Below are 25,439 nucleotides of genomic sequence, written 5' to 3'. Positions count from 1 at the left end.
TGTTCGTCGATGCTTAGTTTCGCGGACATGACACAGCCTTACCGTTGGCGGTGGCCGGCGCTCGCCGCGTTGTTGCTCGCCGAAGCCATGAACCTGTTCGACTCCACGGTGATGCCGATCGCGGCGCCCGCGGTTCGCACCGATCTCGCGATGAGCGACACCGTGCTGCAGTGGCTCACCAACGGGTACACGCTCCCGTTCGGGCTGCTGCTGATCGTGGGAGGACGGCTCGGTGACGTCCTCGGGCGCCGACGGATGTTCGTCATCGGCATGCTCGTTTTCGTGCTGTGCTCCGCTTTGTGCGCGTGGGCACCGCACGCCGTGGTGCTGTTGACGGCCCGCGTGGTGCAGGGCGCGAGCGCCGCGATGATCATCCCGCAGACGTTCGGCCTGATCCGCGCGATGTTCGCGGGCGACGAGGTGCCCAAGGCGCTGGGCACGATCGGGCCGGTCATGGCACTGTCGGCGTTGTGCGGTCCGGTGGTCGGCGGCCTGCTGACCGACTCGGTCGGCTGGCGTTCGGTGTTCCTGGTGAACGTGCCGCTCGGGCTCGCCGTCCTGGCCGTGGCGCCGTTGATCCGCGAGGACCGGTCGGCCACGCCGCCGAAGCTGGGCGGGCTGCTGCGCGACCGGGTGTTCCCCGCCTCGCTGGCCGGTTCGCTGCTGTTCTTCGCGGTGATGAACGGCCTGGTGTTCGTGCTGGTGCTGTTCTTGCAGCTGCGCGAGGGCAGGACGCCGACCGGTGCCGCGCTCACGCTGCTGCCGTGGTCGGCGGGGCTCGCGGTGGGTTCGTGGGTCGCGGGATCCGTGCTCGTGCCGCGGTTCGGGACGCGGGTGATGCGCGCGGGGCTGGTGCTGGTGCTGGCCGGCCTGGCGGGGATCGCGGTGTCGTTCACGGCGGTGCCGCTGCTGATCGCTGGAATCGGGCTCGGGGTGTTCACCGTGCCGTTCTTCAGCAACGCGCTGTCGGTCGCCGCTCCGCACGAGACCGGGTGGGCGTCGGGGCTGTTGAACGCGGTGCAGCAGCTCGGTGCGACGGTCGGGGTGGCCCTGCTGGGCGCGGTCTTCTTCCGGTTCGGCACCTCCGCCGCGGTGGTCACGTCGATGGCGCTGATCGCCGGTGTGCTGGCGCTGACCGCCGTGATGATCAGAGGGACTGCGGGAAGTGCAGCAGCCCTGCCGGGTCGTAGCGCGCCTTGATCTCCTTCAACCGCGCGAGGTTCTCGCCGTGGTAGGCGGTCAGCGGGTCGTCCAGGTGCGGGTCGGGGAAGTTCGGGTACACGCGGCCGGACGCGTGGCGGTGCACGCCTGCCCACGACCTGTGCACCCAGTCCGCGTCGGCGCTCACGTGCTCGATCATGAACCGCTCGGCGCGGTGGGCGAACGCGGTCGCGGTGGCCGGGACTCGGTTGTAGGCACCGCCCATGGGCGTGAAGTTGAGCTCCCGGCCCGGTGCCAGACCGGCGAGCAGCGTCTTGATCGCCTGGTCAGGCAGCGAGCGGCGGAAGAACTCGGACCTGCTGGTCACCGGTCCTGCTCCGAGGTCACCGAGGTCGTCGAAGGACTGCTTCAGCTGGTGGTACGGCATGGTGTCGATGTCGCTGGTCGCCGGAGCGAGGTCGACGAGACCGCCGGGCTCGCCCGCGCCGAACGCGATCACCCGCCGCGCGTCGATCTTGAGGTTCGCGCTGAGCTCGTCCGGTGCGTCGGGCGCGATCTCCTGCCAGGCGTGCAGCACGTCGCGCGCTCGGGTGGTCGGCCAGGTCAGCACGAACCTCGTCGTCCGCTCGGCCGGAACCGGGTCGAAGACGAGCTTCGTGACCACGCCGAACTGGCCACCGCCCGCGCCGCGCAACGCCCAGAAGAGGTCGGGCTCCCGGTCGGCCGCGCAGTCGACGACCACGCCGTCCGGGAGCACGACCTGGGCCGCGCGCAGCCGGTCCGCGGTCAGGCCGTGGCGACGGCCGAGCAGACCGAGCCCGCCGCCGAGGGTGAGGCCGGCGATGCCGACTGTCGGGCCGCACCCGGCGGGCAGGGTCAGGCCGTGCCGGTCCAGCCCGGCGTACACCTCGGCCAGCCGGGCACCCGCGCCGATCACGGCCGTCCCGTCCTGGACCGACACGTCGTTCAACGGCGTGAGATCGAGCACGATGCCGTCGGTGGAGGAACGGCCGGCGAAGCAGTGCCCGCCACCGCGTGGGGTGATGTGCGTGCCCGACTCTCTTGCGTGCGCCAAAGCCTTTCTGACGTCGTCGTTGTTGAAGCAACGCACGATCGCACGGGGTCGGATGTGGTGGTAGTTGGGCAGCGCGGGCAGGCGGAGGCGTTCGTAGTCCGGGTGGCCCGGTGCCACGACTTCGCCTGAGCCGATCATCGCAACCCCCTCGGAAAGCAGAACGGCTCCCAGCGTGCGCCGGGAGCCGTTCTGGTGTGCCTGTGGTGCCTTCTCAGACGCCCTGTGCCGCCTGCGCGGCCTGGCGGCGTGCCCGTGCCGCCTTGGCCCTCTTGTTGCGGATGTAGAGGAACACGGCGGCCAGCAGGGCCACACCCGCGATGGCCGTGATCGGCAGGCCGACGGTGCCGAACGCGGTGGGCGTCGGGCGGCCGGAGCCCGAGTCGGAGCCGGCGGCCGTGTCGGTGGTGTTGCTGTTGCTGCTCTGGGTGGAGGTGACGTTCGGCTTGGGCTGCGGGGCACCGTCGACCAGCTTGCCGACGCCGCCGGGGCCCATCGCGAAGCCGTAGTCGAGCAGCTTCGCGGCCTGGTTGGTGATGTGCGTGGGCTGCTGCTGACCGCGCAGCAGGACGACGACGAGGCGGCGGCCGTTGCGTTCGGCGGCGCCCACGTAGGTGTGCTGGGCGTCGTCGGTGAAGCCGGTCTTGCCGCCGATCGCGCCTTCGTAGCTCGTCATCAGGCGGTTGTCGTTCGTCAGCATGATCGTGCCGCCGTTGCGGCCGGGGAACTGCGCCTGCTGCAGCTTGATGGCCTGCGCGAACTCGTCGTACTTCATCGCGCCGCGGAAGATCAGGGCGACGTCGTAGGCGGAGGTGCTGGTGCCGGGGCCGTCGAGGCCCGACGGGGTCACGGCGCGGGTGTCGAGGGCGCCGAGCTCCTTCGCCATGGCGTTCATCTTGCGCAGGGCGTTCGGGACGCCGCCGAGCTGGCGGGCCAGCGTGTGCGCCACGTCGTTGCCCGACGTGAGCAGCAGGCCCTGCAGCAGCTGGCGGACCGTGTACTGGCCGCCGTCCTTGAGCCCGACGCAGGTGCACTCCTGCTGGGTGTCCTCGGCGGACGCGGTGACGACGAGGTCGCCGCGCAGCTCCTTGGCGACGACCATCGCGAGCAGCACCTTGATGACGCTCGCCGGACGCTGACGGCCGTGCGGGTCGTACGCGGCGATGACGGCGCCGCTGTCCATGTCCGCGAGCAGCCACGACGCGGCGGTGATGCCGCTCGGGGGCTGCGCCTGGTTCGGCGGCAGGATCAGGCCGCACTCGCCCAGCCGGTCACCGCCGATCGGCTTCTCCGGCACCTCGAGCGGCGCCGGGGCCTTCTGGCCGGGCGTCGGTTGCTCGGACGTGTCCACCGGTGGTGGCGGGGTCTCGCGGTTCGCGCACTGCGCCGAGGCGGCCTGCTGTGCGGTGCCGGTCGGTGCGGCGAACGCGGCTGTGGCCGTTGCTAGGACCAGGGCGACGATGAGCCGTTTCGTGAAGGGCACGGCTCCAGGCTATCCACCCCCGTTTGGTGCCTTGCACGCACCACGTCGGATACTGGTCGTCGTGAAGCTCTCGCGCCCGATGTCACTCTTCCTGGTGGCTTTCGGAGTGTGGTCGTGGGTGATCTGGCCCACGTTCCTGAAGAACATCTGGAAGGACCCGCGTTCGTTCAGCGACGGACCTACCCCGTTCTTCACGGTGCACCTGGTGCTCGTGATCGCCTCGCTCGTGTTCGGCACGATCATCGGTGTGCTGGGCGTGCGGGGATTCCTGGCCACTCGACGTCGATAGGAAAACGCTGTGGAGTTCGTACGCCTGCTGCTGGTGTTCCTGCACCTGCTGGGCATGGGCCTGCTCGTCGCGATGATCATGTTGCAGGCGAGGGCCGGCAAGGACGCGCCGGTCAACAAGGGCTGGCTGCACGGCTCGGCTCTGCAGCTGCTGACGGGTGTCGCGCTGGTCGCGATCGACCCGCTGGTCGACTCGGTGAAGTACGACCACATCAAGATCGGCGTCAAGCTGCTGGTCCTCGTGGCCATCGCCGCCGTCGTGGCCGTCAACCTCAACAAGCCGAAGGCCCCGTCCTGGCTGCTGCCGACGGCGGCGTCCCTCGTCGTGCTGAACGTGGGTGTCGCGGTCTTCTGGACCTGATCGAGCGATGTAGGGCGCACTGGTGGGTGACGTGCGCTTGCTGCCCGTGCGACGCGGCGTGTCCCGGCCAACCATCGTGGCATGTCACGTATCGCCTACATCGGTCTGCTCACCGCCGGCGCAGTGCTGACGATCGTCGCGCTGCACGGTGCCGCTCCCGAGGCCGAGGCCTCGGGGGACGGCCGGGTGTGCGTCAAGGCGTGGTGCCCGAAAGACCGTCCAGCGCGGGGCGTGCCCGTGCCGAGAGGTGGCGACACCTCGACGACCACGACCGCGTACACCACCACGACGACGACGCCGTGCACCACCACCAGCACCAGCACCACCAGCACGACCACGTCAACGACCACGCCGCCTTACACGACCTCGTCCACGACGTCTTCGTCCACGACGACCACCACGCCGCCGGTGTCGACCACGACGCCTCCGGTCACGACGTCGCCCCCGGTCACGACCACACCGCCGGTCACGACGACCACGAAGCCGCCGGTGACCACGTCGCCGCCGGTCACGACGCCCCCTCGCCACCAGGACAACCGCCTGGCGAGCACAGGCGCCGACGTCGGCTGGCTGCTGCTCCTGGGCGTGCTGTTCGGCATCGCGGGCGTGCTCCTGCTGCTGATCGACCGCAGGCGGCTCTCCCGGCGCTGACCGTCGAAAACTGTCGGTGTCGCTCGTCACACTGACTCCATGCTCATCGAACACCTGCGCGAACGCAGCGATCTCGGAGTCATCAGCGCCACCGCCCTGAGGTCGCTGGGGGTCTCGAACCCCTGGCGACGCTGCGAGCCGGGCGGGCCGTGGCAGCGCATGCACCCGGGAGTGGTGCTGCTGCACAACGGCCCGCCCACGCGCGACCAACAGGTCACCGCGGCCCTGCTGCGCGCGCGGGCCCCGACGCCGTCCTGACAGGCGCTGAAGCCTGCCGCCGCCACGGCCTGCCCGCCACGGGCACCGAGATCCACGTCCTCGTGCCGGGCCGCTCGGCCGGCTCCGGCTCGCTGATCGTCGAACGCGCCTCGCCGATGCCCGCTTCTCGCGAGGTGGGCGGATTCCCCGTCGTGTCCGCGGATCGCGCCGTGGTCGACGCGTGCCGCCAGTTGCGTTCTGCCGACGCCGCCACCGCTCTCGTCGCCGCCGCCCTCCAACGCGACCGCTGCACGCCCGAGAGCCTCGCTCTGGAAGCCCGCACCAACCGCTACGGCACCAAGCTCGTCCGCGAGGTCCTGGAGGAACTGGGCCGCGCGGAATCGGTGGCCGAACGCGACGCCCGCCGCCTCTCCCGCCGAATCCGGCTCACCACACCGCACTGGAACGTCACGATCGCGGACGCCGACGGCCTGATCGTCGGCAGACCCGACGCGTGGTTCGACGACGTGGGCCTCGCCTGGGAGATCGACTCGAAGGCGTTCCACTTCGGACCGCGCGACTACGAACGCACACTCGCGCGCAACAGCCGTTACGCGGCAGCGGGAATCCTCGTCCTGCAGACGCTCCCGACCCGCCTGCGCGACCATCCGGAGGCGGTGGCGCGGGAGTTGCGCAAGGCGCACGGGGCGGCCGCGGCACGGCCCAGGCCGCCGGTGCGGGTCGTGGAGCCGCGGTGACCGTGGCGGAGGCGTTGCGCTTGCGCGGGAGTTGAGGTGTGTGGGGTGGCGCGGCCCAGGCCGCCCGGGCGGGTCGTGGTGCCGCGGTGACCGGGATGCCGAGGGTGTCGCGGCCTGGTGGGAGTGAGGGGCTTCGCCACCGGCGACAGGCTTGCTGGACGGGTGCGGTGGCGCGGGAGCGTTGCGCTTGCGCGGGAATTGGGGCGTGCGGGGCAGCTTCGCAGCTCGGTGAGGGCTGCGCGTGACCCGCTCCGGCCGTCCGGTGCGCATCGTCGAGCCGCACCGGACAACCGAAAGCGCCGCGCCCCCAACGGGAACGCGGCGCCTCGAAAGGAGAGCCGAAACTCAGACGCGCTTGAACAGCAGCGCCCGCTTCACTTCCTGGATCGCCTTCGTCACCTGGATGCCACGCGGGCAGGCGTCGGTGCAGTTGAAGGTGGTGCGGCAGCGCCACACGCCGTCGATGTCGTTGAGGATGTCGAGCCGCTCCTCAGCGCCCTCGTCACGCGAGTCGAAGATGAACCGGTGCGCGTTCACGATGGCCGCGGGGCCGAAGTACGAGCCCTCGGTCCAGTACACCGGGCACGACGTGGTGCAGCAGGCGCACAGGATGCACTTCGTGGTGTCGTCGAAGCGCTCGCGGTCGGCCACGGACTGGATGCGCTCGCGCGTCGGCTCGTTGCCGTAGGTCACCAGGTACGGCTTGACGGCGCGGAACGCCTCGAAGAAGGGCTCCATGTCGACCAGCAGGTCCTTGTTCACCGGCAGGCCCTTGATGGGCTCGATGGTGATCGTGGTGGGCTTGCCGGAGGCGGAAAGCAGGTCCTTCAGCAGCACCTTGCACGCCAGGCGGTTGACGCCGTTGATGCGCATGGCGTCCGAGCCGCAGATGCCGTGCGCGCAGGAGCGGCGGAACGTCAACGTGCCGTCCACGTACCACTTGATGTAGTGGAGGAGGTTGAGCACGCGGTCCGACGGCAGCGCGGGGATGTCGAACGAGTCCCAGCGGGGCTCGTCGTCGAACTCCGGGTTGAACCGGCGGATCTTCACGGTGACCGTGACAGCGCCGTCCGGAACCGGCGGCTGGGAGCCGCGCGAGCCTGCAGTGGTTTCAGCGGTGGCGGTCATCAGTACTTGCGCTCCATCGGCTTGTACCGGGTAAATGTGACGGGCTTGTAGTCGAGGCGGATGTCCGCGGCCAGACCGTCGCCCTGCTTGTAGAACATGCTGTGGCGCATGAAGTTCGTGTCGTCGCGGTTCGGGTAGTCCTCGCGGGCGTGGCCGCCGCGGGACTCCTTGCGCGCCAACGCGCCTACGACCAGCACCTCGGCCAGCTCCAGCAGGAAGCCGAGCTCGACGGCCTCCAGCAGGTCGGTGTTGAAGCGCTTGCCCTTGTCCTGCACCTGGATGTGGGCGTAGCGCTCCTTCAGCGCCTGCACGTCGTGCAGCGCCTGCTTCAGCGTGTCCTCGGTGCGATACACGGACGCGTTGGCGTCCATGGTGGCCTGCAGCTCGGTGCGGATGTCCGCGACGCGCTCCTGGCCGTGCTCGGACAGCACCAGCGCGACCTGCGCCTCGACGGCCGCGGCCGGGTTCTCCGGGAGGTCGACGTGCTCGGGGCGCGACAGCGCGTACTCGGCGGCGGCGATGCCCGCGCGGCGGCCGAAGACGTTGATGTCCAGCAGCGAGTTGGTGCCCAGGCGGTTCGCGCCGTGCACCGACACGCACGCGCACTCGCCGGCGGCGTACAGGCCGGGGACGATGTTGTCGTTGTCCCGCAACACTTCGCCGTGGACGTTCGTCGGGATGCCGCCCATCGCGTAGTGCGCGGTCGGGTAGACCGGGACGGGCTCGACGACCGGGTCGACCGCGAGGTAGGTGCGGGCGAACTCGGTGATGTCCGGCAGCTTCGTCTCCAGCACCTCGGCGCCGAGGTGCGTGCAGTCGAGCAGCACGTAGTCCTTGTTCGGGCCGGCGCCACGGCCTTCCAGCACCTCGAGGGCCATCGAGCGGGCCACGATGTCGCGCGGCGCCAGGTCCTTGATGGTGGGGGCGTAGCGCTCCATGAACCGCTCACCCGAGGCGTTGCGCAGGATCGCGCCCTCGCCGCGGGCACCCTCGGTCAGCAGGATGCCGAGACCCGCGAGACCCGTCGGGTGGAACTGGTAGAACTCCATGTCCTCCAGGGGAAGGCCCTTGCGGAAGACGATGCCCATGCCGTCGCCGGTCAGCGTGTGGGCGTTCGACGTGGTCTTGAAGACCTTGCCGAAACCACCGGTCGCGAAGACGACGGACTTGGCCTGGAAGACGTGGATCTCGCCGGTCGCGAGCTCGTACGCGACGGCGCCGGTGCAGACCGGGCCGTTCTCCGTCTCGGTGAGACAGATGTCGAGCACGTAGAACTCGTTGAAGAACTCGATGCCGTGCTTGACGCAGTTCTGGTACAGCGTCTGCAGGATCATGTGACCGGTGCGGTCCGCGGCGTAGCAGGCGCGGCGCACGGCGGCTTCACCGTGGTTGCGCGTGTGGCCGCCGAACCGGCGCTGGTCGATCTTGCCCTCGGGCGTGCGGTTGAACGGCAGGCCCATCTTCTCGAGGTCGAGAACGGCGTCGATGGCCTCCTTCGCCATGATCTCGGCGGCGTCCTGGTCGACCAGGTAGTCGCCGCCCTTGATCGTGTCGAAGGTGTGCCACTCCCAGTTGTCCTCCTCGACGTTGGCGAGGGCGGCGCACATGCCGCCCTGGGCCGCGCCGGTGTGCGAACGCGTGGGGTAGAGCTTGGTGAGCACCGCGGTGCGGGCGCGCTGGCCGGACTCGATCGCCGCGCGCATTCCGGCACCACCAGCGCCGATGATGACTACGTCGTACTTGTGGAACTGCATTGTGGTGGGCTCCCCGCGCGGGTCAGTTCGAGATGTTCGGGTCGAAGGTGAAGATCACGAACGTGCCGAGCGAGACGATCAGCACCATCGAGACGTAGAGCAGCATCTTCAACCAGAACCGGGTGGAGTCCTTGCGGGCGTAGTCGTTGATGACCGTCCGCACGCCGTTGCCGCCGTGGATCTGCGCGAGCCAGAGCATCGCGAGGTCCCAGAACTGCCAGAACGGGGACGCCCAGCGGCCGGCCACGAAGCCGAAGTTGATCTTGTGTACGCCGCCGTCGAGGATGTTCATGATGAACAGGTGGCCCAGGACCAGGACCACGAGCAGCAGGCCGGACAGGCGCATGAACAGCCAGCTGTAGAGCTCGCCGTTGCTGCGACGGGCCGCGGGGCGGCGCGGCTGACGGGGCTTGTCGAGTGCGAGAGACATGGTCAGTGACCTCCAACCAGGTCGGAGATCGTGCGCTGCATCATGAAGTAGAAGCCGGGGATCATCACGACGACCCAGACGGCCAGCACGGTCCAGAGCATGACCCGCTGGTACTTGGCGCCCTTCTCCCAGAAGTCGACCAGCATGACCCGGATGCCGTTCAGCGCGTGGTAGAGCACCGCGCCGACGAGGCCGACCTCGAAGAGGTTCACGACCGGGTTCTTGTAGGTCTCGATCACCGCGTCGTACGCGTTCGGCGACACTCGGACGAGTGCCGTGTCGAGCACGTGGGTGAAGAGGAAGAAGAACGTGAGGACACCGGTGATCCGGTGGGCGACCCAGGACCACATGCCCAGATCGCCGCGGTAGAGCGTCCCACCCCCTCGGGTGGTGCCCGACCGCTCGGGTGCGCCTGCGCTGGTCATGCGCCGCGGCCTCCAACGTCAGTGGTGGTGGTCGGTGAACAGTTCCTTCCGACCATGACCGGGAAATGCTAGTCCCGCACGTCGGAAGCGACCCAGCAGGCGCACCCGCTCTGTGATCGATGAGACACGCTGTCGATCGGCCAAGCGGTCTTGATCGATCCCGAAATGCGTTCCACGCCACATCGAGCAGTACGCGGGGAGCTTTCGTACTCCAGGAGAGGACGCGGGGGCCCCGCGTGCCGTCCGGAAACGAGGACGGCGGCCTGGACCTCCGCCTTGGTCCGGGCCGCCGTCAGTGGCAAGGGCACTTGCCACCCCCTACACGGCGAGCGGCCGCGAACGGTTCAGCTCCGGCGGACATCCGAACGTCAGCGCGGTGACAGCGGACGGGCTCATCCTGGGTTCATGGGGAGGGAACTTCCGCCGGGCGGCCCCGTTTCGGGCATGTCGTCGGCGCTGGAGCGGTGGGCTTGGCGCGCGGAACTGGGCCGTTTGGACGACGATCAGAGCGGTGAAGCGGCCGAAGAGGACGTTTCACCACGCGCCGAACACGATTGATCACCGCAGGTACGGCCAATGCGTCGAATGAGTAACCGATAGGGGTCTTTGTAGGTGCTGGCCGCAACGAGGTTGGTTACTAAGAGGTACGGTGCGCCGTCTAGAACCCAACAACGTCGTTGGGGAGGAACCTCAGGGAGGAGACGAGCCGTGCGTCGTCGTATGCGTGGCGTCGCGGTCGCCGCGATCGCGTTGACCAGCGTGATGACTATGGCCGCCTGCGCGAAGGACTCGGGTGGCGGGAGCAACAACTCGAACGCGGGCAGCGGTACCGCCTGCGAGTTCGCCACGCCTCCCCCCGCGCCCACCACCTCGAACACCAGCGCCGCCGCCGGTGACAAGGTGGACGGCAGCGCGCTGAAGGTCGGCTTGGCCTACGACATCGGTGGTCGTGGCGACGCGTCGTTCAACGACTCCGCCGCTGCCGGTCTCGACAAGGCGATCACCGACTTCGGCGTCAAGAAGGAGAACGTCAAGGAGCTCTCCGCCGCGCCGAACGAGGACGAGGCCGCGAAGCAGACCCGGCTGCGCCAGCTGGCCACCGAGGGCTTCAACCCGATCGTGGCCGTCGGCTTCGCCTACGCCGAGTCGCTGAAGGTCGTCGCGCCGCAGTTCCCGAACGTCAAGTTCGGTCTCGTCGACTCCGCAGTGGACGGTGCCACCAACGTCACGCCGCTGCTGTTCGCCGAGCAGGAGGGTTCCTTCCTGGCCGGCGTCATCGCCGCGTACCAGAGCAAGAAGTGCCACGTGGGCTTCGTCGGCGGCGTCGAGATCCCGCTGATCCAGAAGTTCGAGGCCGGCTACTACCAGGGTGCCAAGGCCGCCGCGCCGAAGGTTCAGATCGACAAGAAGTACATCACCCCGGCCGGTGACTTCTCGGGCTTCCAGGACGCGCCGAAGGGCTCCGAGGCCGCGAAGGGCCTGATCGACAAGGGCGCCGACGTGATCTACCAGGCCGCGGGTGCCTCCGGCAAGGGCATCTTCTCGGCCGCCAAGCAGGGTGGCGTGCTGGCGATCGGTGTCGACTCCGACCAGTACAACCAGGCGACCGTCGCGGACACCAAGGACGTCATCGTCTCGTCGATGCTCAAGCGCGTCGACGTCGCGGTCTACGACTTCATCCGGGCCGCCGCGAAGAACGACCTCGCGTCGCTGCCGAAGGTCTTCGACCTGAAGGTCGGCGGTGTCGGCTACGCCACGTCCGGTGGCAAGATCGACGCGAAGCTGCAGGGCATCCTCGAGGGCTACAAGGCCCAGATCATCGAGGGCAAGATCAAGGTCGCGGACAAGCCGTAGTCCCGCGTAACCGCAGCAACCGGGCCCTGTGAGGTTTCGCCCTCACAGGGCCTGGTGCGTGGTAGGAGGAGCCTCGACGATGAGCAGTTCCACGTCCGTCCGGACGGACGATCCCCCCGCCGTGGTGCTCACCGGCATCACCAAGCGATTCCCCGGTGTGGTCGCCAACAGCGACGTCCACCTGACCGTCCGCCGCGGCGAGGTGCACGCGCTCTGCGGTGAGAACGGCGCGGGCAAGTCGACCCTGATGAAGATCCTCTACGGCATGCAGGCGCCGGACGAGGGCACCATCGAGGTGAACGGCGAGCAGGTGCGGTTCCGCACGCCGTCGGACGCCATCAAGGCCGGCATCGGCATGGTGCACCAGCACTTCATGCTCGCCGACAACCTCACCGTCCAGGAGAACGTGGTCCTGGGCGCCGAGTCGTTGCACGGCATCGGCCAGAAGGCCCGCAAGCGCATCATCGAGCTGTCGGGCAAGACCGGGCTCAACGTCGACCCCGGCGTGCTCGTCGAGCAGCTCGGCGTCGCGGACCGGCAGCGCGTCGAGATCCTCAAGGTGCTCTACCGCGGCGCCAAGGTGATCATCCTGGACGAGCCGACCGCCGTGCTCGTGCCGCAGGAGGTCAACGAGCTCTTCGACACCGTCCGCGGCATGCAGGAGCAGGGCTACACGTTCCTGTTCATCTCGCACAAGCTCGACGAGGTCCGCGCGATCGCGGACTCGGTCACGGTGATCCGCCGCGGCACGACCGTCGGCAGCGCGGACCCGAAGACCGTGTCGTCGCGCCAGCTCGCCGAGATGATGGTCGGCAGCGAGCTGCCCAGCCCGGAGACCCGCGAGTCCACCGTGACCGACAAGGTCGTGCTGGACGTCAAGGGCCTGAAGCTGATGACCCCCGACGGCTCGCGGCCGATCCTCGACGACGTCGACCTGGTGGTCCGGTCCGGCGAGGTCGTCGGCATCGCCGGCGTCGAGGGCAACGGCCAGACCGAGCTGGTCGAGACGATCATGGGCATGCGCAAGGCCGGCAGCGGCACGATCACGTTGCTGGACAACGACCTCACCAAGCTCGGGACGCTGGCGCGGCGCGAGGCGGGCATCGGCTACGTGCCCGAGGACCGCCACCGCCACGGCCTGCTGCTCACGCAACCCCTTTGGTACAACCGGATTCTCGGCTACCAGACCCGCAAGCCCACGGCCAAGGGCATCTGGCTCGACACCGACGGCGCCAAGAAGGACACCGAGCGGATCGTCAGCGAGTTCGACGTCCGCACGCCGGGCATCGAAGTGCCCGCGGCCGCGCTTTCCGGTGGCAACCAGCAGAAGCTCGTCGTCGGCAGGGAGCTGTCCGGCAACCCGGTGCTGCTCATCGCCTCGCACCCGACGCGCGGTGTCGACGTCGGCGCGCAGGCGTTGATCTGGGACGAGATCAAGCGCGCCCGTGCCGCCGGTCTCGCCGTGCTGCTGATCTCCGCCGACCTGGACGAGCTGATCGGCCTCTCGGACACGATCAAGGTCATGCTGCGCGGCCGCCTGGTGGCCGACGCCGACCCGAGCACCGTCACGCCCGAGGACCTCGGCAGCGCGATGACGGGCGCGGGCAGCACGAGCGCGGCGGTCCAGGAGACCGCTGTCGTCGAGGAAGGCGAGAACTGATGGGACACCTGCGCGGCAAACTCCTGCCGCCCGCGTTGGCGATCGTCTTCTCGATGCTGCTGTGCGGGGTGGCGCTCGTGATCTCGGGCGCGAACCCGCTCAGCGCGTTCGGTGCGATGGTGACGCAGGTCGGCAAGGGCACCACGCTCGTCGACATCATCAACTCGACGGGCATCTACTACATCGCGGCGCTCGCGGTGGCGATCGGGTTCCAGATGAACCTGTTCAACATCGGTGTCGAGGGCCAGTACCGCGTCGCGGCCGTGGTCGCCGCGGTGGTCGGCGGCTCGATCGCGCTGCCGCCGGGCATCCACACGCTGGCGATCATCATCGTCGGCGCGCTCGCCGGTGCCGCCTGGGCCGCGATCCCCGCGATCCTCAAGGTGACCCGCGGCGTGAACGAGGTCATCTCGACGATCATGATGAACGGCCTGGCGATCGGCCTGTCGGCCTACCTGATCCGCCGCGACGTCTTCGGTGAGCTGCGGGGCAACAACATCCGCACGCCGGAGATCCCGGAGAGCGGCTGGATGCCGGGCATCTCGTTCGGCGGCTCCGGCACGATGTTCGGCTTCCTGTTCGTGGCCATCGCGCTCGGCGTCGGCTACTGGATCATGATGAACCGCACCAGGTTCGGCTTCGAGCTGCGCGCCTCCGGTGAGTCGTCCACAGCCGCGTCGGCGGGTGGCGTCAACGCCAAGAAGATGGTGCTGGTGTCGATGCTGCTCTCCGGCGCCATCGCGGGCCTGATCGGCCTGCCGGAGATGCTCGGCCGCGACCACACGTTCAGCCTGAACTTCTCCGCGGGCATCGGCTTCTCGGGCATCGCGATCGCGCTGCTCGGCCGCAACCACCCCGGCGGCATCGCGTTCGGCGCGCTGCTGTGGGCGTTCCTCGACAAGTCGGGTCTCGCACTCGACAACGTCGGTGTGCCAAGGGAGATCGTCACCATCATGCAGGGCTCGATCGTCCTGTCGGTCGTCGTCGCGTACGAGGTGGTGCGCCGCGTCGAGCTCGCCGCGGAACAGCGTCGCGTCGGCCGTGAGCTCGGAACTGTCGGAGGTGCCGCGTGATCACGACGATGGAGGAGAAGCCCCACGTCCCGGCGGCGCCCCGCAAGCGCAAGGTGCCGGGGTGGGCCGTCGGCCTGCTCGGGGTCGCGGGCGCGATCGTGCTGCTGTCGGTCACCTCGTACCAGACCGGCTTCCTGCAGCTGACGTCGTCCGGCACCACCCAGACCGCGGTCCGGCTGGCGCTGCCGATCCTGCTCGCCGGGCTCGGCGGTCTGTGGTCGGAACGCGCCGGCGTGGTCAACATCGGCCTCGAAGGCATGATGATCATGGGCACCTGGGGTGCGGCGTGGGCCGGCTACCAGTGGGGCCCGTGGGCGGCGGTCGTCGCGGCCGTCGTGTTCGGTGCGCTGGGCGGACTGCTGCACGCGATCGCCACGGTCTCGTTCGGCGTCAACCACATCGTCTCCGGTGTGGCGATCAACCTGCTCGGCGCCGGTCTGACGAAGTACCTGTCGACGCTGATCTTCCAGCCGCTGTCGCACAACCCGCGTCAGTCGCCGCCGGTCCAGCCGTTCGACACGTACTCGGCGGCCGGTTTCGCGGACTGGCTCGGTGACCTGGAGCAGGGCAAGCGCCTGATCATCTCGGACGTCGCGGGCATCCTGCGCGGCCTGGTCACCGGTGTCTCGCCGCTGACGATGCTGACCATCCTGCTCGTGCCGCTGTCGTACTACCTGTTGTGGCGCACCAGGTTCGGCCTGCGGCTGCGCTCGGTCGGCGAGAACCCGCACGCCGCGGACTCGCTGGGCGTGAAGGTGTACTTCCACAAGTACGTCGCCGTGATCGTCTCCGGTGGTCTCGCCGGCCTGGGTGGCGCCGCGCTGGTGCTGAACCCCGGTCAGCTGTCCTATTTGGAGGGACAGACCGGTGGCCGCGGCTTCATCGGTCTCGCCGCGATGATCTTCGGCAACTGGCGGCCCGGCGGCCTGCTGGGTGGTGCGGCGCTGTTCGGTTACGCCGACGGCCTGCAGCTGCGCTCGGGCGGCGAAACCGTGCTGGCGCTGGTCTACGGCGTCGTGCTGCTGCTCGGCGTGATCGTGGTGTGGCAGCTGATCCGCCAGCGCTGGTTCTCCGCGGCGGCGGCGATCATCGTGGCCGTGCTGCTGTACCTGCTGTACATCAGCCTCGACGAGATCCCGAGCGAGTTCGTGTCCTACGCGCCGCACATGGTGACGCTGGCCGTGCTGGCCGTGGCGTCGCAGCGGTTGCGGATGCCGGCCGCCGACGGTGTGGTGTACCGCCGTGGCTGAGATCGACTGGGATCTCCTGAGGGCACGGGCAGTGGAAGCGGCGTCGTTCGCCCACTGCCCGTACTCCGGGCTTCAGGTCGGGGCGGCCGCGTTGTGCGACGACGGCCGCATCGTGACCGGGTGCAACGTCGAGAACGCCTCGTACGGTCTCGGCCTGTGCGCCGAGTGCACGATGGTCGGCCAGCTGCGGCTGACCGGCGGCGGCCGGCTGGTCGCGGTCGCCTGCCGCGGCGGCTCCGGCGAGCTGCTGATGCCGTGCGGGCGCTGCCGCCAGGTGATCTACGAGTTCGGCGGGCGCGAGTGCCTGGTCGACACCGCGCGCGGGCCGTTGCCGATGACCGAGGTGCTGCTCGACGCGTTCGGACCGGAGGACCTGCCATGAGTTTCTCCGCCGTGGACGTCATCCGCGCCAAGCGCGACGGCCTCGTTCTCTCGGACGCGCAGATCGACTGGGTCATCGACGCCTACACCCGCGGTGCCGTGGCGGACGAGCAGATGTCCGCGCTGGCCATGGCGATCTTCTTCAACGGCATGACCTCCGCCGAGACCGCGCGCTGGACGCAGGCGATGATCTCGTCGGGCGAGCGGTTGTCGTTGCACGTGGACCGCCCGACCGTGGACAAGCACTCGACCGGCGGCGTCGGCGACAAGATCACGCTGCCGCTGGCCCCGCTGGTCGCCGCCTGCGGCGCCGCCGTGCCGCAGCTGTCCGGGCGCGGTCTCGGCCACACCGGCGGGACGCTCGACAAGCTGGAGTCGATCCCCGGCTGGCGGGCGGCACTGTCCACTTCGGAGATCCTCGACCAGCTGTCCTCGGTCGGTGCCGTGGTCTGTGCGGCCACCGAAGGCCTTGCTCCGGCCGACCGCAAGCTCTACGCGTTGCGCGACGTCACCGGAACCGTCGAGGCGATTCCGCTGATCGCGTCCTCGATCATGTCGAAGAAGATCGCCGAGGGGGCCGAGTCGCTGGTGCTGGACGTGAAGGTCGGGTCCGGCGCGTTCATGAAGGACCTGGCGTCGGCCCGTGCGCTGGCCGAGGCCCTGGTGGCCATCGGTGTCGAGCACGGCGTGCGGATCTCGGCTCTGCTGACCGACATGTCGGTGCCTCTCGGCCGTGCCGTCGGCAACGCGGTCGAGGTCGCCGAGTCCGTCGACGTGTTGCGCGGTGGCGGCCCTGCGGACGTGGTGGAGCTGACCGTGGCGCTGGCCGCGGAAATGCTGTCGCTGGCCGGGATCTCCGCCGATCCGGCCGAGGTGCTGGCCTCCGGTGAGGCCTACGAGGTGTGGGCGCGGATGATCCGTGCCCAGGGCGGCGACCCGGACGCGGACCTGCCCGTCGCCTCGCACAAGCACGTGGTGACGGCACCCGCGGCCGGCGTTCTGTCCACTCTGGACGCGTATGGCGTCGGGGTGGCGGCGTGGCGGCTCGGTGCCGGGCGGGCGCGCAAGGAGGACCCGGTGCAGGCCGGTGCCGGTGTGCTGTGCCTGGCCAAGCCCGGTGACGTCGTTGCCGAGGGCCAGCCGTTGCTGGAGCTCCACACCGACACGCCCGACGCCGTCGAGGGTGCGTTGCAGGCTCTCGAAGGTGCTTACTCGGTCTCGGAGTCCGCGCCGGGACGCTCGCCGCTGGTGATCGACACGATCCGCGGCTGACGTCGCCTGATCGGGAACGGCAGCGTCGGCACGAGGTCGTCGACGAGGTCGTTCCCGAACACGCACAGCGTTTGCTCCCACGGGTGTCCGAAGGTGCCCTGGGACATGTCCGCGGTGAGGAAGATGTAGTAGTCGCCGTTGGGGAACGGCGTCACGGGCGATGGCGGCCAGCGCGTCGCATCGGCGATCGCGTGCGGCCGGAACCAGTACGACGCGTGCTGCCAGTCCAGCACCAGCAGCCTCGTGGTGTCGTCGAACACCCGCTGGAAGGACTCCAGGACCAGCTGGTCGACCTGCTTCGCACCGGTGTCGAACTCGGCGCTGCCGCCGGCGTCGAAGATCGGCGACAGGTCGACGGTGACCGAGCCGGGTGGTTCGTCGATGGCGGGTCCCGCGGGCCGGTAGTACGGCGTGAACGCGAACTTCCGCTCGAACTCGTCCCACACGTGCCGATCGTCCTGGATGTGCTCGAACGCCTCGTGTGCCACCAGTGGAGCGTAACGACAACGGTCCCGGAGCTCATCGAGCTCCGGGACCGTGTCACGTGGTCAGGCGAGGGCGATCAGGCGCCTTCGGCCGCCAAGTCGTCGTCGTCCATGTCCTTGCCACCGTTGACCGGCTTGGCACCGTTCTTGCGCGTGCGGCGCTGCGGGCGCGGCAGGGCGGTGGGCGGCGGGGGAGGCGTGGGCGAGCCGCCGCCGAGGATGAGCTCGGCGAAGGTGGCCATGGCCTCGTCCAGCTGACCGCCGATGCGCAGTTCGGACTCCTGGTTCGACTTGCGGACCAGGGACTGCAGCGCGTCGGTGTCCGGGCGGGCGCCGACGGTCTCGGCGACCTTGGACAGGCCCGCGTCCACGGAACCGCCGAGCTCGGCGATGCGGGTCGCGAAGTCGTCCTCGACCTTGTCCAGTCGGTCGGTCATGGTGTCGAGCTTCGAGGTGACCTGCTCCAGGCGGCCGGCGAGGGCCTCCAGGCGGTCGGCCGCGTCGACCTGGTCGCGGGACTGCTCGATCGCCGCGTACAGGGCGGTGCGGGCCTCGTCCAGCTTGCCGTTGACGACGTCGCGGGTGTCGGCGACGGCGGCGGCCAGCTCGGTGCGGGTCTCCGCGAGGGAGGAGGCCAGCGCGTCGCGGGTCTCGGTGACGGCGCCGGACAGCTCGCCACGGGTCTCCGCCAGCGTGTTGGCCAGTTCGCCGCGGGTCTCGGCGAGGGCGCCGGACAGCTGGTTGTGGCGGTCGGTCACGGTGGACGTCAGCTTCTCGCGGCTGTCCGCGATCGCTCCCGCCAGCTCCCCACGGCTGTCGGCGATCGCGGCGATCAGCTCGGCACGGGCGGCGGCCAGCGAGTCGCGGGACTCGTCGGCGCGGCCGTGCAGGCTGGAGAAGGAGTCGTTCAGGATCTTCTGCAGGGCCTCGCGGGTGCCGTCGAGGTGCTCGTGCACGCCCTCGTCGACCTCGTCGAGGCGGCCGCGCAGCGCGGCTTCGAGGGCCTCGATGCGCTCGCGCAGCGGGTTGGTGACGGCGCCGGGAATGGCGTCGACCTTGCCGTCCTGCTTGTCCAGGTGGCCGTCGAGGTCGTCGATGCGCTTGTGGATGCTCGCGAGCTTGTCCTCAAGACCGTCCATGCGGCCCGCGACGCCCTCGAAGCGGCCGGCGACGCCGTCGAGGCGGCCGTCCAGCTGCGCGAACGGCTTGGCCAGCTTGTCCACCAGGGCGTCGACCGCGCGACCGATGTCGGCGACGGCGTTGTCCTGGGCCTCCAGCTTGGCGAGGGCCTCGTCCAGCCGCTCCGCGAGCACGCTGACCTCGGTGCGGTCCGGCAGCTCCGACAGGCGCTTGCGGACCGAACCCAGCGACTCCAGAGGTGACATTCGGGCGTGGATCTCGTCCAGCGCGTCGAAGATCTGCTGCTGCTCGCTCTCACGGATCTCCGCGGCGCGCGTGAGCATGTTGCGCATCCGATCGAAGGACATCGTGGAGTTGTTGTTCTCTGTCACGGCTGAGTGCCTTCGTCCAGGGGAGGGGGAGACCACGGGAGCCTATCCGCGTCACGGGACGTGTCTGTACCACCCCCGCCAGAAAACGGCCGGGTGCGGACGGGCAACTGGCCCGATCAGGCTACCGGATTGGGCCGAATGCGAAGTTACCGGCCGGAAGCATGCGACAGCGGCGGGTGAAGTTCCTACCTTGGGGTGACTCAAGCCTCGTTCGTGGTTGCAGAAAGTTGTGATCACGGATCGGCAACATCCGTGAGCCAGCAAACGATCATAGTGGAAGCAAGATCATTTTGGCCATGCTGAAGCGGCGTGTCGCCTGAAGTAACGTGTAGCAATGTCCACCCCGCTTACCTCGGAGACCATCCGCAGCGCGCCGAAGGTGCTGCTGCACGACCACCTCGACGGTGGCCTCCGCCCGCAAACGGTGATCGAACTCGCCGATGCCTCCGGCTACCAGGGCCTGCCCACCACGGACGCGGGTGTGCTGGGCGGCTGGTTCCGCGACAACGCCAACTCCGGGTCGCTCGTGCGCTACCTGGAAGGCTTTGCCCACACGTGCGGAGTCATGCAGGACGAGGCCGCTCTGGTCCGCGTCGCGGCCGAGGCCGTCGAGGACCTCGCCGCCGACGGCGTCGTCTACGCCGAGCTCCGCTACGCGCCCGAGCTGTTCGTGGCGAAGGGCCTCTCGCTGGAGCAGATCGTCGAGGCCGTCCAGGAGGGCTTCCGCGTCGGCACGGCCCGTGTCGCCGAGACCGGCCGCAAGATCCGCGTCGGCACGCTGCTGTGCGCCATGCGCCAGAACGAGGGCTGGCTGCGCATCGCCGAGCTCGCCGTCCGCTACCGCGACCTCGGCGTCGTCGGGTTCGACATCGCGGGCCCCGAGGCCGGCTTCCCTCCCACCAGGGGCCTCGACACCTTCGAGTACCTGCGCCAGCAGAACGCGCACTTCACCATCCACGCCGGTGAGGCGTTCGGCCTGCCGTCCATCTGGGAGGCGATCCAGCACTGCGGCGCCGAACGCCTGGGCCACGGCGTGCGGATCGTCGACGACATCAAGGTCTCCGGCGACGGCACCGTCCAACTGGGACGCCTGGCCGCGTACGTCCGCGACCGCCGCATCCCGCTGGAGATGTGCCCGACCTCGAACCTGCAGACCGGCGCCGCACCCTCGCTCGCCGAGCACCCGATCGGGCTGCTCGCCAAGCTGCGGTTCCGCGTCACCGTCAACACCGACAACCGCCTGATGAGCGACTGCACGCTCTCCAGCGAGTTCGCCGCGCTGGTCGAGACGTTCGGCTACGGCTGGGCGGACCTGCAGTGGTTCACGATCAACGCCATGAAGTCGGCGTTCATCGGGTTCGACGAGCGGCTCTCGATCATCAACGAGCTGATCAAGCCGGGGTACGCGGCCCTGACGGCGTGACCGACCGCGCGGCCCAGGCGTTCTCGTCGACCGGGCTGAGCTTTCGCAACGGCTCCCACCACGCGCGATTGGCCGCGTACCAGCGGATGGTGTCCCGGACACCGGCCTCGAAGCCGATCTCCGGGCGCCAGCCCAGCTCGCGGCCGATCCGCGTGGAGTCCAGCAGGTACCTCCGGTCGTGCCCCGGCCGGTCCGCCACGACGGACTTCCGCGACTGCGGCAGCCCCAGCTCGTCCAGCACCAGGTCCGCGATCTGGTCGACGCTCGCCTCCACGCCCGTGCCGACGTGGTAGGTCCGGCCGACCTCACCGTCCTGCAGCACGGCGTCGATCGCGCGGCAGTGGTCCAGCACGTGGATCCACTCGCGCCGGTTGTCGCGCGCCGCGTAGATCGGCAGCTGCTCGCCGTCCAGGGCTCGGGTGGTGAACAGCGGGAGCACGTTCTCGGGAAACTGGTTCGGCCCGTAGTTGTTGGCGCAGTTGGTGATCGTCACGGGCAGCTCGAACGTCTCGAAGTACGAGCGCACCGCGTGGTCGGCGCCTGCCTTCGAGGCGTTGTAGGGCGTGCGGGGCCGGTACGGCGAGTCCTCGTGGAACGCTTCGGTGGCGTCAAGCGCGAGGTCGCCGTAGACCTCGCACGTCGACACGTGGTGGAACCGGCGCACGCCCGCGCGACGGCACGACTCCAGCAACGCCTGCGTGCCCAGGACGTTCGTGCGGAAGAACCGCGCCGGGTCCAGCACGGCGAGGCTGTTGTGCGACTCGGCCGCGAAGTTCACGACGACGTCGACGCCCTCGACATCGGCCTCGGCGATGTCCGCGTGCACGAACGGCACGTCGGCGGGCAGGTTCGTGCGGGTGCCGCGGTAGGTCAGCGCGTCGAGCGCGATGACCTCGTCCGACGGGTGTTCGCGCAGCCGGTGGCGGGTGAAGTGCGAGCCGATGAAGCCGGCCGCACCGGTGACGAGCACGCGCATTCTCAGCCCTCCGAACGGATCGGGGCGACGCCGGGAGGTTCCGCACCCGGCCAGCCGCGGAACTCGACCTCCAGCTGGAACCGGTGGCCCAGGTAGTGGTGCTCGGACAGGGCGATCGGCCGTTCCGCGGCGTCCAGCGCGATGCGGCGCACCAGCAGCACGGGCGTGCTCGCGGCCACTTCGAGCAGCGGTCCGACGTCGCCCGCGGCCACGGCGGCGATGCTCTGCCGGACCACGGCGATCTGGTTTCCGTTGCGCCGCAACGTCTCCCACGTGCCGGGCGACTCGGCGTCGGCACGGCTGACCGGTGCCGCGAGCATCAGCGGCACCCACTCGGTCACGACGTCCAGCGGCGCGTCACCGGTGCGGCGCAACGACCGCACGCGCAGCATCTCGCCCGCGCCGAGCGTCAGCGCGACGCTGGACGGGGCCTCGCGGTAGCCGTACTCCAGCACCGTGCGGACCAGCGCGACTCCGGCGTCGGCGACGGCGGAGCGCGCGTGCTGGAACGTGCCGAGTGCGAGCGGCTGGGCGAACGACGCGACGTACCAGCCGGCGCCTTTGCGCGACGCCAGCAGTCCTTCTTCGCGCAGCTGCTCCAGTGCGCGGCGGACGGTGACGCGGCTGACCTCGTACCGGCGGCCCAGCTCCGCCTCGCTCTCGATGGCGCCGGCCGGGCCGTAGTCGCCGAGCGTGATGCGTTCCCGCAGCTCGGCGGCAAGGCGTTGCGCCCGAGAACCTGTCATAAACCTGTATCATACAGGTCTTGGACAAACAAAAAGAGGGCCACCCGCGGGTGGCCCTCTTCAAGGTCTGCGATCAGTTGGTGTTGAGGCGGTCCTCGAACTTCGCCTGCAGCGCGCGGAACGCGGCCACCTCGGCGTCGTACGGGGCGGACGGCGCGAGACGCGTCGGGTCCGGTGCGACCACGAACGACACCAGCCAGCCGAGCGACTCGGAGGAGGCCAGCGCCTCCTTCACGGACTCGTCCTCGGCCCACTCGCCCGCGTCCTCGAACAGTTCGACGGCGAGGTCGAGCTGCTGCGGGTCGAGGGCGTCGGGGCCCTCCTCCATGTCCTCGGCGATGCCGGTCAGCACGTAGACGTTGTCGTCGTCCACGTCGACGTCGAGCTCGCCGGCGGTGGCCTTGACCTTGACGTCGTTCCACGTCTCGACCTCGGCGAGGTCGTGGTCGTCGTTCTGCGCCACGTACCGGCTCAGGGCTCGTGCCGAGGTGAAGACCTCGATCTTGCCGCGGTGGCCCAGGAACACCGGGTCGTCGCCGAGGTAGCAGCGCAGCGTGTAGAACTCGCCGGCGGACGTGATGATCTTGATGGGGTCGATGCCGACCTCGGCCCAGAAGCCGGTGGGCTCTTCCTTCTCCTCGTCGGCGTCCTCGGAGTCCTCGTCGTCCGCGGCGGAGGCGGCAGCTGCTGCTGCCGCGGCATTGGCCTCCTCCAGGGCGGCGAGCTCCTCCTGCGCGACGGAGAGCTCCTTCTCCGGGACCTCCGGCGTGCTCACGACGCTGTCGATCGCGTCCAGGACCTCGTCCCACTTCTCCGAGACGACCTCGGACATCGCGTCCCACAGCTTCGCGCCGTCACGGCCGCTGAACGGCAGCGTGCCCTGCGGCAGCAGCGAGAAGCCGTCCGCCGAGTCGAGCACCTCGTGGACCTTCTCCAGGTCGCACACGTCCGCGAGTGCGCGCACGATCGCGATGACGTCGGCGAGCTCGCCGATCGTCCAGGTGTCCGGGTCCTCGGCGATCAGCTCGGGCACGCCGACGAGGTCGAACTGGTGGTTGTCGTCCGGCGAGAGGTCCGCGACGCTCAGCGACGGCACGATCTGCCACGCGGGGTGATCGGTGAGGTCGTGCTCCTCGGCGGTGCGGACGAAGGCGGCGAGGTGCGCGGCGTCGGGGAAGACGAACAGGTCCTCCTCGTCACCGAGGAACGCCTCCCACTCCTCGCCCTTCTCGCGCCAGCGGGGTGCCCACAGCGTGACCACGTCACCCTGCGTCAGCCCCAGCTCGATGGGGACGATGTCCTGCGCCATCCTGACCTCCCGGTCACGCCTGCCTGATGCCGTGGGCGAGCCTAACGGTGCTGATCACCGGCGCCCAAAGGGGTTCTCGAAGAACGCGTCCTCGTCGGGGTCCTCGACGATCGGCGTCCTGGGCCGCCGCTCCGGAGCTGCCTCCGGAGCTGCGGATTTCGGGGGGACGACGGGGTTCCACGTCGACCGGAAGGGTGAATCGCCGGCGATCGATTCGACGTCGATCGCCATGCCGTCACCCAGTGCCAGCGCCATCTTGTTGAAGCTCGCCTGCACCGCCGCGTCGGTCGCGAGCCGCACGGTCTCGGTGACGACGTCGCCGACCGCCCTCGCGCCCTGCTGCAGCAGGGCCGGGTGCAGGTGCAGGGCCCTGATCTCGCCCTTCGCGGACGCCGTGACCATGCACAGCCCGTTCGGGTGCTCCACGGTCTCGGCGGTCACCGCGAGGTCGCGCTGGAGTTGCTCGACGGCCTGCAGACGTTCCTCGTTCACCGCCGCCACCCGAGCTCGTCCTCGTCCTGCTCGCGCACGAACCCCAGCTCCGTCAGCTCCCGCGGGTCGACGACCCGCTCCAGCGTCCGGTGCAGCCGGGACCCGGCGTCGCGCTGCGCCTTCTCGGCGATCCGCATGATCTCGGCGGCCAGCCCGTGCGGGCCCATCCGCAGGGCCGCGGGGCTCACCGTGATCTGCTGCGGCGGACCACCGGGCGTGGCGACCACCGTCACCGCACCGTCCGGTGAGGACGCTCGTCCCGTGATGGGACCACTGCGCGCGACGTGCTGCGACACGGCCTGCTCGACATCGCGCACCTTCCGCGCGGCGCGCTCGACGTCGTCGTCCACCTGATCACCCCCTACTGCCACAGTGTGCCGCATGATCCTGCGTTCGGTCGTGCTGTTCGCGCTCGCCGCCCTCATGGAGATCGGCGGCGCCTGGCTCGTGTGGCAGGGCGTGCGGGAACACCGCGGCTGGCTGTGGATCGGCGGCGGTGTGATCGCGCTGGGCGTCTACGGCTTCGTCGCCACGTTGCAGCCCGACGCGAACTTCGGCCGGATCCTCGCCGCGTACGGCGGCGTCTTCGTGGCCGGTTCACTGGCCTGGGGCGTGGTCGTCGACGGCTTCCGGCCCGACCGCTACGACGTGATCGGCGCCCTGGTGTGCCTCGCCGGGGTGGCCGTGATCATGTACGCACCGCGCTAGCGAGCAGCGCGGTCAGTTCGGCGGCCACGTCGTCGAGGGGCTGGAGGCTGCGCTGCGCCCGGCACATCGCCACGGCGCCCTCCGCCGCGGCCACCACGAGCGCGGCCAGCCGGTCCGCGCGGTCCGGGGCGACGCCGTGCGTGCGCAGCGACTCGGCGAGCTGTCCCGACCAGGTGGTGAACGCCTCGGCCGCGGCCGCGAGCGCCTCACGGCCGGAGGTCTCCTCGACGGACACGGCGACCACCGGGCAACCGGCCTGGAAGTCGTTCTCGCTCACGACCTCCCGCCACAGCGTGAAGAACGCCTTCATCCCGTCGACGGGTCCTTTGCGGAGCTTCGCGGTGAGCACACCGGACACCGCGTCGCTCGCCCACCTGACCGCCTCGGTCGCGAGCTGGTCCTTGCCGCCGGGGAAGTAGTGGTAGGTCGAACCGAGCGGGGTGCCCGCGTGCTTCGCGACCTCGCGGATGCTGGTCGCGTTGAGGCCGCGGCGGCGGATCATGTCCGCCGCGCCGGCGACGATCTGCTGGCGGGACATCGGCACCTCTCTGGCTATAACACTCGTCATAGGATAGCGTCCGCCCCTGGTT

At 69.7% G+C, this 25,439-nt stretch carries 28 protein-coding genes; 14 read left to right on the top strand and 14 right to left on the bottom strand.

What is annotated here, in order from left to right:
- Window positions 1–27: 27 nt before the first annotated feature.
- Entirely contained in the window at window positions 28–1,200 is a 1,173-nt protein-coding gene (locus tag ACWEIJ_RS02060; protein ID WP_449835350.1) for an MFS transporter, read from the top strand.
- On the opposite strand, the gene ACWEIJ_RS02055 is transcribed toward ACWEIJ_RS02060, so the two are convergent.
- The gene (locus ACWEIJ_RS02055; protein WP_449835349.1) at window positions 1,148–2,374 is read right to left on the bottom strand and encodes an FAD-binding oxidoreductase; all 1,227 of its coding nucleotides are present in this window, start codon (window positions 2,372–2,374) and stop codon (window positions 1,148–1,150) included. The two genes, ACWEIJ_RS02060 and ACWEIJ_RS02055, sit on opposite strands and share 53 nt — an antisense overlap.
- A gap of 73 nt (window positions 2,375–2,447) precedes the next feature.
- Entirely contained in the window at window positions 2,448–3,716 is a 1,269-nt protein-coding gene (locus ACWEIJ_RS02050) for a D-alanyl-D-alanine carboxypeptidase family protein (RefSeq protein ID WP_449835348.1), read from the bottom strand.
- Between the two features lie 61 nt (window positions 3,717–3,777).
- On the opposite strand from ACWEIJ_RS02050, the gene ACWEIJ_RS02045 reads away from it, so the two are divergent.
- The 5 genes from ACWEIJ_RS02045 (at window position 3,778) to ACWEIJ_RS02025 (ending at window position 5,972) form a co-directional block, all read left to right on the top strand.
- Complete coding sequence (locus ACWEIJ_RS02045) at window positions 3,778–4,005, top strand: SCO4848 family membrane protein (protein WP_449835347.1); 228 nt, start codon at window positions 3,778–3,780, stop codon at window positions 4,003–4,005.
- Between the two features lie 9 nt (window positions 4,006–4,014).
- Complete coding sequence (locus ACWEIJ_RS02040) at window positions 4,015–4,365, top strand: hypothetical protein (protein ID WP_449835346.1); 351 nt, start codon at window positions 4,015–4,017, stop codon at window positions 4,363–4,365.
- Window positions 4,366–4,446: 81 nt separating this feature from the next.
- Window positions 4,447–5,016, top strand: a complete 570-nt coding sequence (locus ACWEIJ_RS02035; RefSeq protein WP_449835345.1) for a hypothetical protein — start codon at window positions 4,447–4,449, stop codon at window positions 5,014–5,016.
- Window positions 5,017–5,055: 39 nt separating this feature from the next.
- Window positions 5,056–5,274, top strand: a complete 219-nt coding sequence (locus ACWEIJ_RS02030; RefSeq protein WP_449835344.1) for a hypothetical protein — start codon at window positions 5,056–5,058, stop codon at window positions 5,272–5,274.
- Between the two features lie 62 nt (window positions 5,275–5,336).
- Window positions 5,337–5,972, top strand: a complete 636-nt coding sequence (locus ACWEIJ_RS02025) for a hypothetical protein (protein WP_449835343.1) — start codon at window positions 5,337–5,339, stop codon at window positions 5,970–5,972.
- Window positions 5,973–6,317: 345 nt separating this feature from the next.
- On the opposite strand, the gene ACWEIJ_RS02020 is transcribed toward ACWEIJ_RS02025, so the two are convergent.
- From ACWEIJ_RS02020 to sdhC, 4 genes are read right to left on the bottom strand one after another with little or no spacing between them, the layout of a single operon-like run.
- Window positions 6,318–7,100, bottom strand: a complete 783-nt coding sequence (locus ACWEIJ_RS02020; RefSeq protein ID WP_449835342.1) for a succinate dehydrogenase iron-sulfur subunit — start codon at window positions 7,098–7,100, stop codon at window positions 6,318–6,320.
- Window positions 7,100–8,854 (bottom strand): succinate dehydrogenase flavoprotein subunit, encoded by a 1,755-nt coding sequence (gene sdhA / locus ACWEIJ_RS02015; RefSeq protein WP_449835341.1) that lies wholly within the window; start codon window positions 8,852–8,854, stop codon window positions 7,100–7,102. Before sdhA ends, ACWEIJ_RS02020 begins: the two co-directional genes overlap by 1 nt.
- A 22-nt stretch (window positions 8,855–8,876) precedes the next feature.
- Complete coding sequence (locus ACWEIJ_RS02010; protein WP_045313181.1) at window positions 8,877–9,284, bottom strand: succinate dehydrogenase hydrophobic membrane anchor subunit; 408 nt, start codon at window positions 9,282–9,284, stop codon at window positions 8,877–8,879.
- Between the two features lie 2 nt (window positions 9,285–9,286).
- Entirely contained in the window at window positions 9,287–9,709 is a 423-nt protein-coding gene (sdhC, locus tag ACWEIJ_RS02005) for a succinate dehydrogenase, cytochrome b556 subunit (protein WP_449835340.1), read from the bottom strand.
- A gap of 720 nt (window positions 9,710–10,429) precedes the next feature.
- Between sdhC and ACWEIJ_RS02000 the strand changes: the two genes are divergently transcribed.
- The 6 genes from ACWEIJ_RS02000 to ACWEIJ_RS01975 all read left to right on the top strand — a co-directional run bounded on the left by ACWEIJ_RS02000 (window position 10,430) and on the right by ACWEIJ_RS01975 (window position 17,199).
- The gene (locus ACWEIJ_RS02000) at window positions 10,430–11,563 is read left to right on the top strand and encodes a BMP family lipoprotein (protein WP_449835732.1); all 1,134 of its coding nucleotides are present in this window, start codon (window positions 10,430–10,432) and stop codon (window positions 11,561–11,563) included.
- Between the two features lie 79 nt (window positions 11,564–11,642).
- Window positions 11,643–13,223, top strand: coding sequence for an ABC transporter ATP-binding protein (locus ACWEIJ_RS01995; RefSeq protein ID WP_449835339.1), 1,581 nt, complete (start codon window positions 11,643–11,645; stop codon window positions 13,221–13,223).
- Window positions 13,223–14,296 carry an ABC transporter permease gene (locus ACWEIJ_RS01990; protein WP_449835338.1) on the top strand — a complete coding sequence of 358 codons (1,074 nt, stop codon included), beginning with the start codon at window positions 13,223–13,225 and terminating at the stop codon, window positions 14,294–14,296. The genes ACWEIJ_RS01995 and ACWEIJ_RS01990 overlap by 1 nt, the downstream gene beginning before the upstream one ends.
- An 8-nt stretch (window positions 14,297–14,304) precedes the next feature.
- Entirely contained in the window at window positions 14,305–15,546 is a 1,242-nt protein-coding gene (locus ACWEIJ_RS01985) for an ABC transporter permease (protein ID WP_449835731.1), read from the top strand.
- Complete coding sequence (locus ACWEIJ_RS01980) at window positions 15,539–15,928, top strand: cytidine deaminase (protein WP_449835337.1); 390 nt, start codon at window positions 15,539–15,541, stop codon at window positions 15,926–15,928. Before ACWEIJ_RS01985 ends, ACWEIJ_RS01980 begins: the two co-directional genes overlap by 8 nt.
- Window positions 15,925–17,199 (top strand): thymidine phosphorylase, encoded by a 1,275-nt coding sequence (locus ACWEIJ_RS01975; RefSeq protein WP_449835336.1) that lies wholly within the window; start codon window positions 15,925–15,927, stop codon window positions 17,197–17,199. The genes ACWEIJ_RS01980 and ACWEIJ_RS01975 overlap by 4 nt, the downstream gene beginning before the upstream one ends.
- On the opposite strand, the gene ACWEIJ_RS01970 is transcribed toward ACWEIJ_RS01975, so the two are convergent.
- Both ACWEIJ_RS01970 and ACWEIJ_RS01965 read right to left on the bottom strand, forming a co-directional pair.
- Entirely contained in the window at window positions 17,136–17,687 is a 552-nt protein-coding gene (locus ACWEIJ_RS01970; RefSeq protein WP_449835335.1) for a DUF2716 domain-containing protein, read from the bottom strand. The two genes, ACWEIJ_RS01975 and ACWEIJ_RS01970, sit on opposite strands and share 64 nt — an antisense overlap.
- 74 nt (window positions 17,688–17,761) lie before the next feature.
- The gene (locus ACWEIJ_RS01965) at window positions 17,762–19,171 is read right to left on the bottom strand and encodes a hypothetical protein (protein WP_449835334.1); all 1,410 of its coding nucleotides are present in this window, start codon (window positions 19,169–19,171) and stop codon (window positions 17,762–17,764) included.
- A 358-nt stretch (window positions 19,172–19,529) separates the two neighbouring features.
- On the opposite strand from ACWEIJ_RS01965, the gene ACWEIJ_RS01960 reads away from it, so the two are divergent.
- Window positions 19,530–20,618 carry an adenosine deaminase gene (locus tag ACWEIJ_RS01960; protein ID WP_449835333.1) on the top strand — a complete coding sequence of 363 codons (1,089 nt, stop codon included), beginning with the start codon at window positions 19,530–19,532 and terminating at the stop codon, window positions 20,616–20,618.
- On the opposite strand, the gene ACWEIJ_RS01955 is transcribed toward ACWEIJ_RS01960, so the two are convergent.
- The 5 genes from ACWEIJ_RS01955 to ACWEIJ_RS01935 form a co-directional block, all read right to left on the bottom strand.
- On the bottom strand, window positions 20,587–21,594 hold the full coding sequence (locus ACWEIJ_RS01955; RefSeq protein WP_449835332.1) for a dTDP-glucose 4,6-dehydratase: 1,008 nt from the start codon (window positions 21,592–21,594) through the stop codon (window positions 20,587–20,589). The two genes, ACWEIJ_RS01960 and ACWEIJ_RS01955, sit on opposite strands and share 32 nt — an antisense overlap.
- 2 nt (window positions 21,595–21,596) lie before the next feature.
- Window positions 21,597–22,340, bottom strand: coding sequence for a GntR family transcriptional regulator (locus ACWEIJ_RS01950; RefSeq protein ID WP_449835331.1), 744 nt, complete (start codon window positions 22,338–22,340; stop codon window positions 21,597–21,599).
- A 73-nt stretch (window positions 22,341–22,413) separates the two neighbouring features.
- Window positions 22,414–23,649, bottom strand: coding sequence for a primosomal protein (locus tag ACWEIJ_RS01945; RefSeq protein WP_449835330.1), 1,236 nt, complete (start codon window positions 23,647–23,649; stop codon window positions 22,414–22,416).
- A 54-nt stretch (window positions 23,650–23,703) separates the two neighbouring features.
- On the bottom strand, window positions 23,704–24,141 hold the full coding sequence (locus ACWEIJ_RS01940; RefSeq protein WP_449835329.1) for a YbaB/EbfC family nucleoid-associated protein: 438 nt from the start codon (window positions 24,139–24,141) through the stop codon (window positions 23,704–23,706).
- A complete protein-coding gene (locus ACWEIJ_RS01935; RefSeq protein WP_449835328.1) occupies window positions 24,138–24,491 on the bottom strand; it encodes a hypothetical protein in 354 nt (117 codons plus the stop codon). The genes ACWEIJ_RS01940 and ACWEIJ_RS01935 overlap by 4 nt, the downstream gene beginning before the upstream one ends.
- 31 nt (window positions 24,492–24,522) lie before the next feature.
- Between ACWEIJ_RS01935 and ACWEIJ_RS01930 the strand changes: the two genes are divergently transcribed.
- On the top strand, window positions 24,523–24,849 hold the full coding sequence (locus ACWEIJ_RS01930) for a YnfA family protein (protein ID WP_449835327.1): 327 nt from the start codon (window positions 24,523–24,525) through the stop codon (window positions 24,847–24,849).
- Here the strand turns inward: ACWEIJ_RS01930 and ACWEIJ_RS01925 are convergent.
- The gene (locus ACWEIJ_RS01925; protein WP_449835326.1) at window positions 24,830–25,387 is read right to left on the bottom strand and encodes a TetR/AcrR family transcriptional regulator; all 558 of its coding nucleotides are present in this window, start codon (window positions 25,385–25,387) and stop codon (window positions 24,830–24,832) included. The genes ACWEIJ_RS01930 and ACWEIJ_RS01925 overlap by 20 nt on opposite strands.
- Window positions 25,388–25,439: the final 52 nt, after the last annotated feature.

The organism is Lentzea sp. NPDC004789 (assembly GCF_053601075.1).
Note: the sequence above shows the minus strand (reverse complement) of the source record. Positions and strands in the feature narration are given on the sequence as shown.

Coding starts and splice junctions, on each gene's coding strand:
- ACWEIJ_RS02060 (WP_449835350.1), top strand. CDS start 28: ATGACACAGCCTTACCGTTGGCGGTGGCCGGCGCTCGCCGCGTTGTTG.
- ACWEIJ_RS02055 (WP_449835349.1), bottom strand. CDS start 2,374: ATGATCGGCTCAGGCGAAGTCGTGGCACCGGGCCACCCGGACTACGAA.
- ACWEIJ_RS02035 (WP_449835345.1), top strand. CDS start 4,447: ATGTCACGTATCGCCTACATCGGTCTGCTCACCGCCGGCGCAGTGCTG.
- ACWEIJ_RS02030 (WP_449835344.1), top strand. CDS start 5,056: ATGCTCATCGAACACCTGCGCGAACGCAGCGATCTCGGAGTCATCAGC.
- ACWEIJ_RS02020 (WP_449835342.1), bottom strand. CDS start 7,100: ATGACCGCCACCGCTGAAACCACTGCAGGCTCGCGCGGCTCCCAGCCG.
- sdhA (WP_449835341.1), bottom strand. CDS start 8,854: ATGCAGTTCCACAAGTACGACGTAGTCATCATCGGCGCTGGTGGTGCC.
- ACWEIJ_RS02010 (WP_045313181.1), bottom strand. CDS start 9,284: ATGTCTCTCGCACTCGACAAGCCCCGTCAGCCGCGCCGCCCCGCGGCC.
- sdhC (WP_449835340.1), bottom strand. CDS start 9,709: ATGACCAGCGCAGGCGCACCCGAGCGGTCGGGCACCACCCGAGGGGGT.
- ACWEIJ_RS02000 (WP_449835732.1), top strand. CDS start 10,430: ATGCGTGGCGTCGCGGTCGCCGCGATCGCGTTGACCAGCGTGATGACT.
- ACWEIJ_RS01995 (WP_449835339.1), top strand. CDS start 11,643: ATGAGCAGTTCCACGTCCGTCCGGACGGACGATCCCCCCGCCGTGGTG.
- ACWEIJ_RS01990 (WP_449835338.1), top strand. CDS start 13,223: ATGGGACACCTGCGCGGCAAACTCCTGCCGCCCGCGTTGGCGATCGTC.
- ACWEIJ_RS01985 (WP_449835731.1), top strand. CDS start 14,305: ATGGAGGAGAAGCCCCACGTCCCGGCGGCGCCCCGCAAGCGCAAGGTG.
- ACWEIJ_RS01975 (WP_449835336.1), top strand. CDS start 15,925: ATGAGTTTCTCCGCCGTGGACGTCATCCGCGCCAAGCGCGACGGCCTC.
- ACWEIJ_RS01965 (WP_449835334.1), bottom strand. CDS start 19,171: ATGTCCTTCGATCGGATGCGCAACATGCTCACGCGCGCCGCGGAGATC.
- ACWEIJ_RS01960 (WP_449835333.1), top strand. CDS start 19,530: ATGTCCACCCCGCTTACCTCGGAGACCATCCGCAGCGCGCCGAAGGTG.
- ACWEIJ_RS01955 (WP_449835332.1), bottom strand. CDS start 21,594: ATGCGCGTGCTCGTCACCGGTGCGGCCGGCTTCATCGGCTCGCACTTC.
- ACWEIJ_RS01950 (WP_449835331.1), bottom strand. CDS start 22,340: ATGACAGGTTCTCGGGCGCAACGCCTTGCCGCCGAGCTGCGGGAACGC.
- ACWEIJ_RS01945 (WP_449835330.1), bottom strand. CDS start 23,649: ATGGCGCAGGACATCGTCCCCATCGAGCTGGGGCTGACGCAGGGTGAC.
- ACWEIJ_RS01930 (WP_449835327.1), top strand. CDS start 24,523: ATGATCCTGCGTTCGGTCGTGCTGTTCGCGCTCGCCGCCCTCATGGAG.
- ACWEIJ_RS01925 (WP_449835326.1), bottom strand. CDS start 25,387: ATGTCCCGCCAGCAGATCGTCGCCGGCGCGGCGGACATGATCCGCCGC.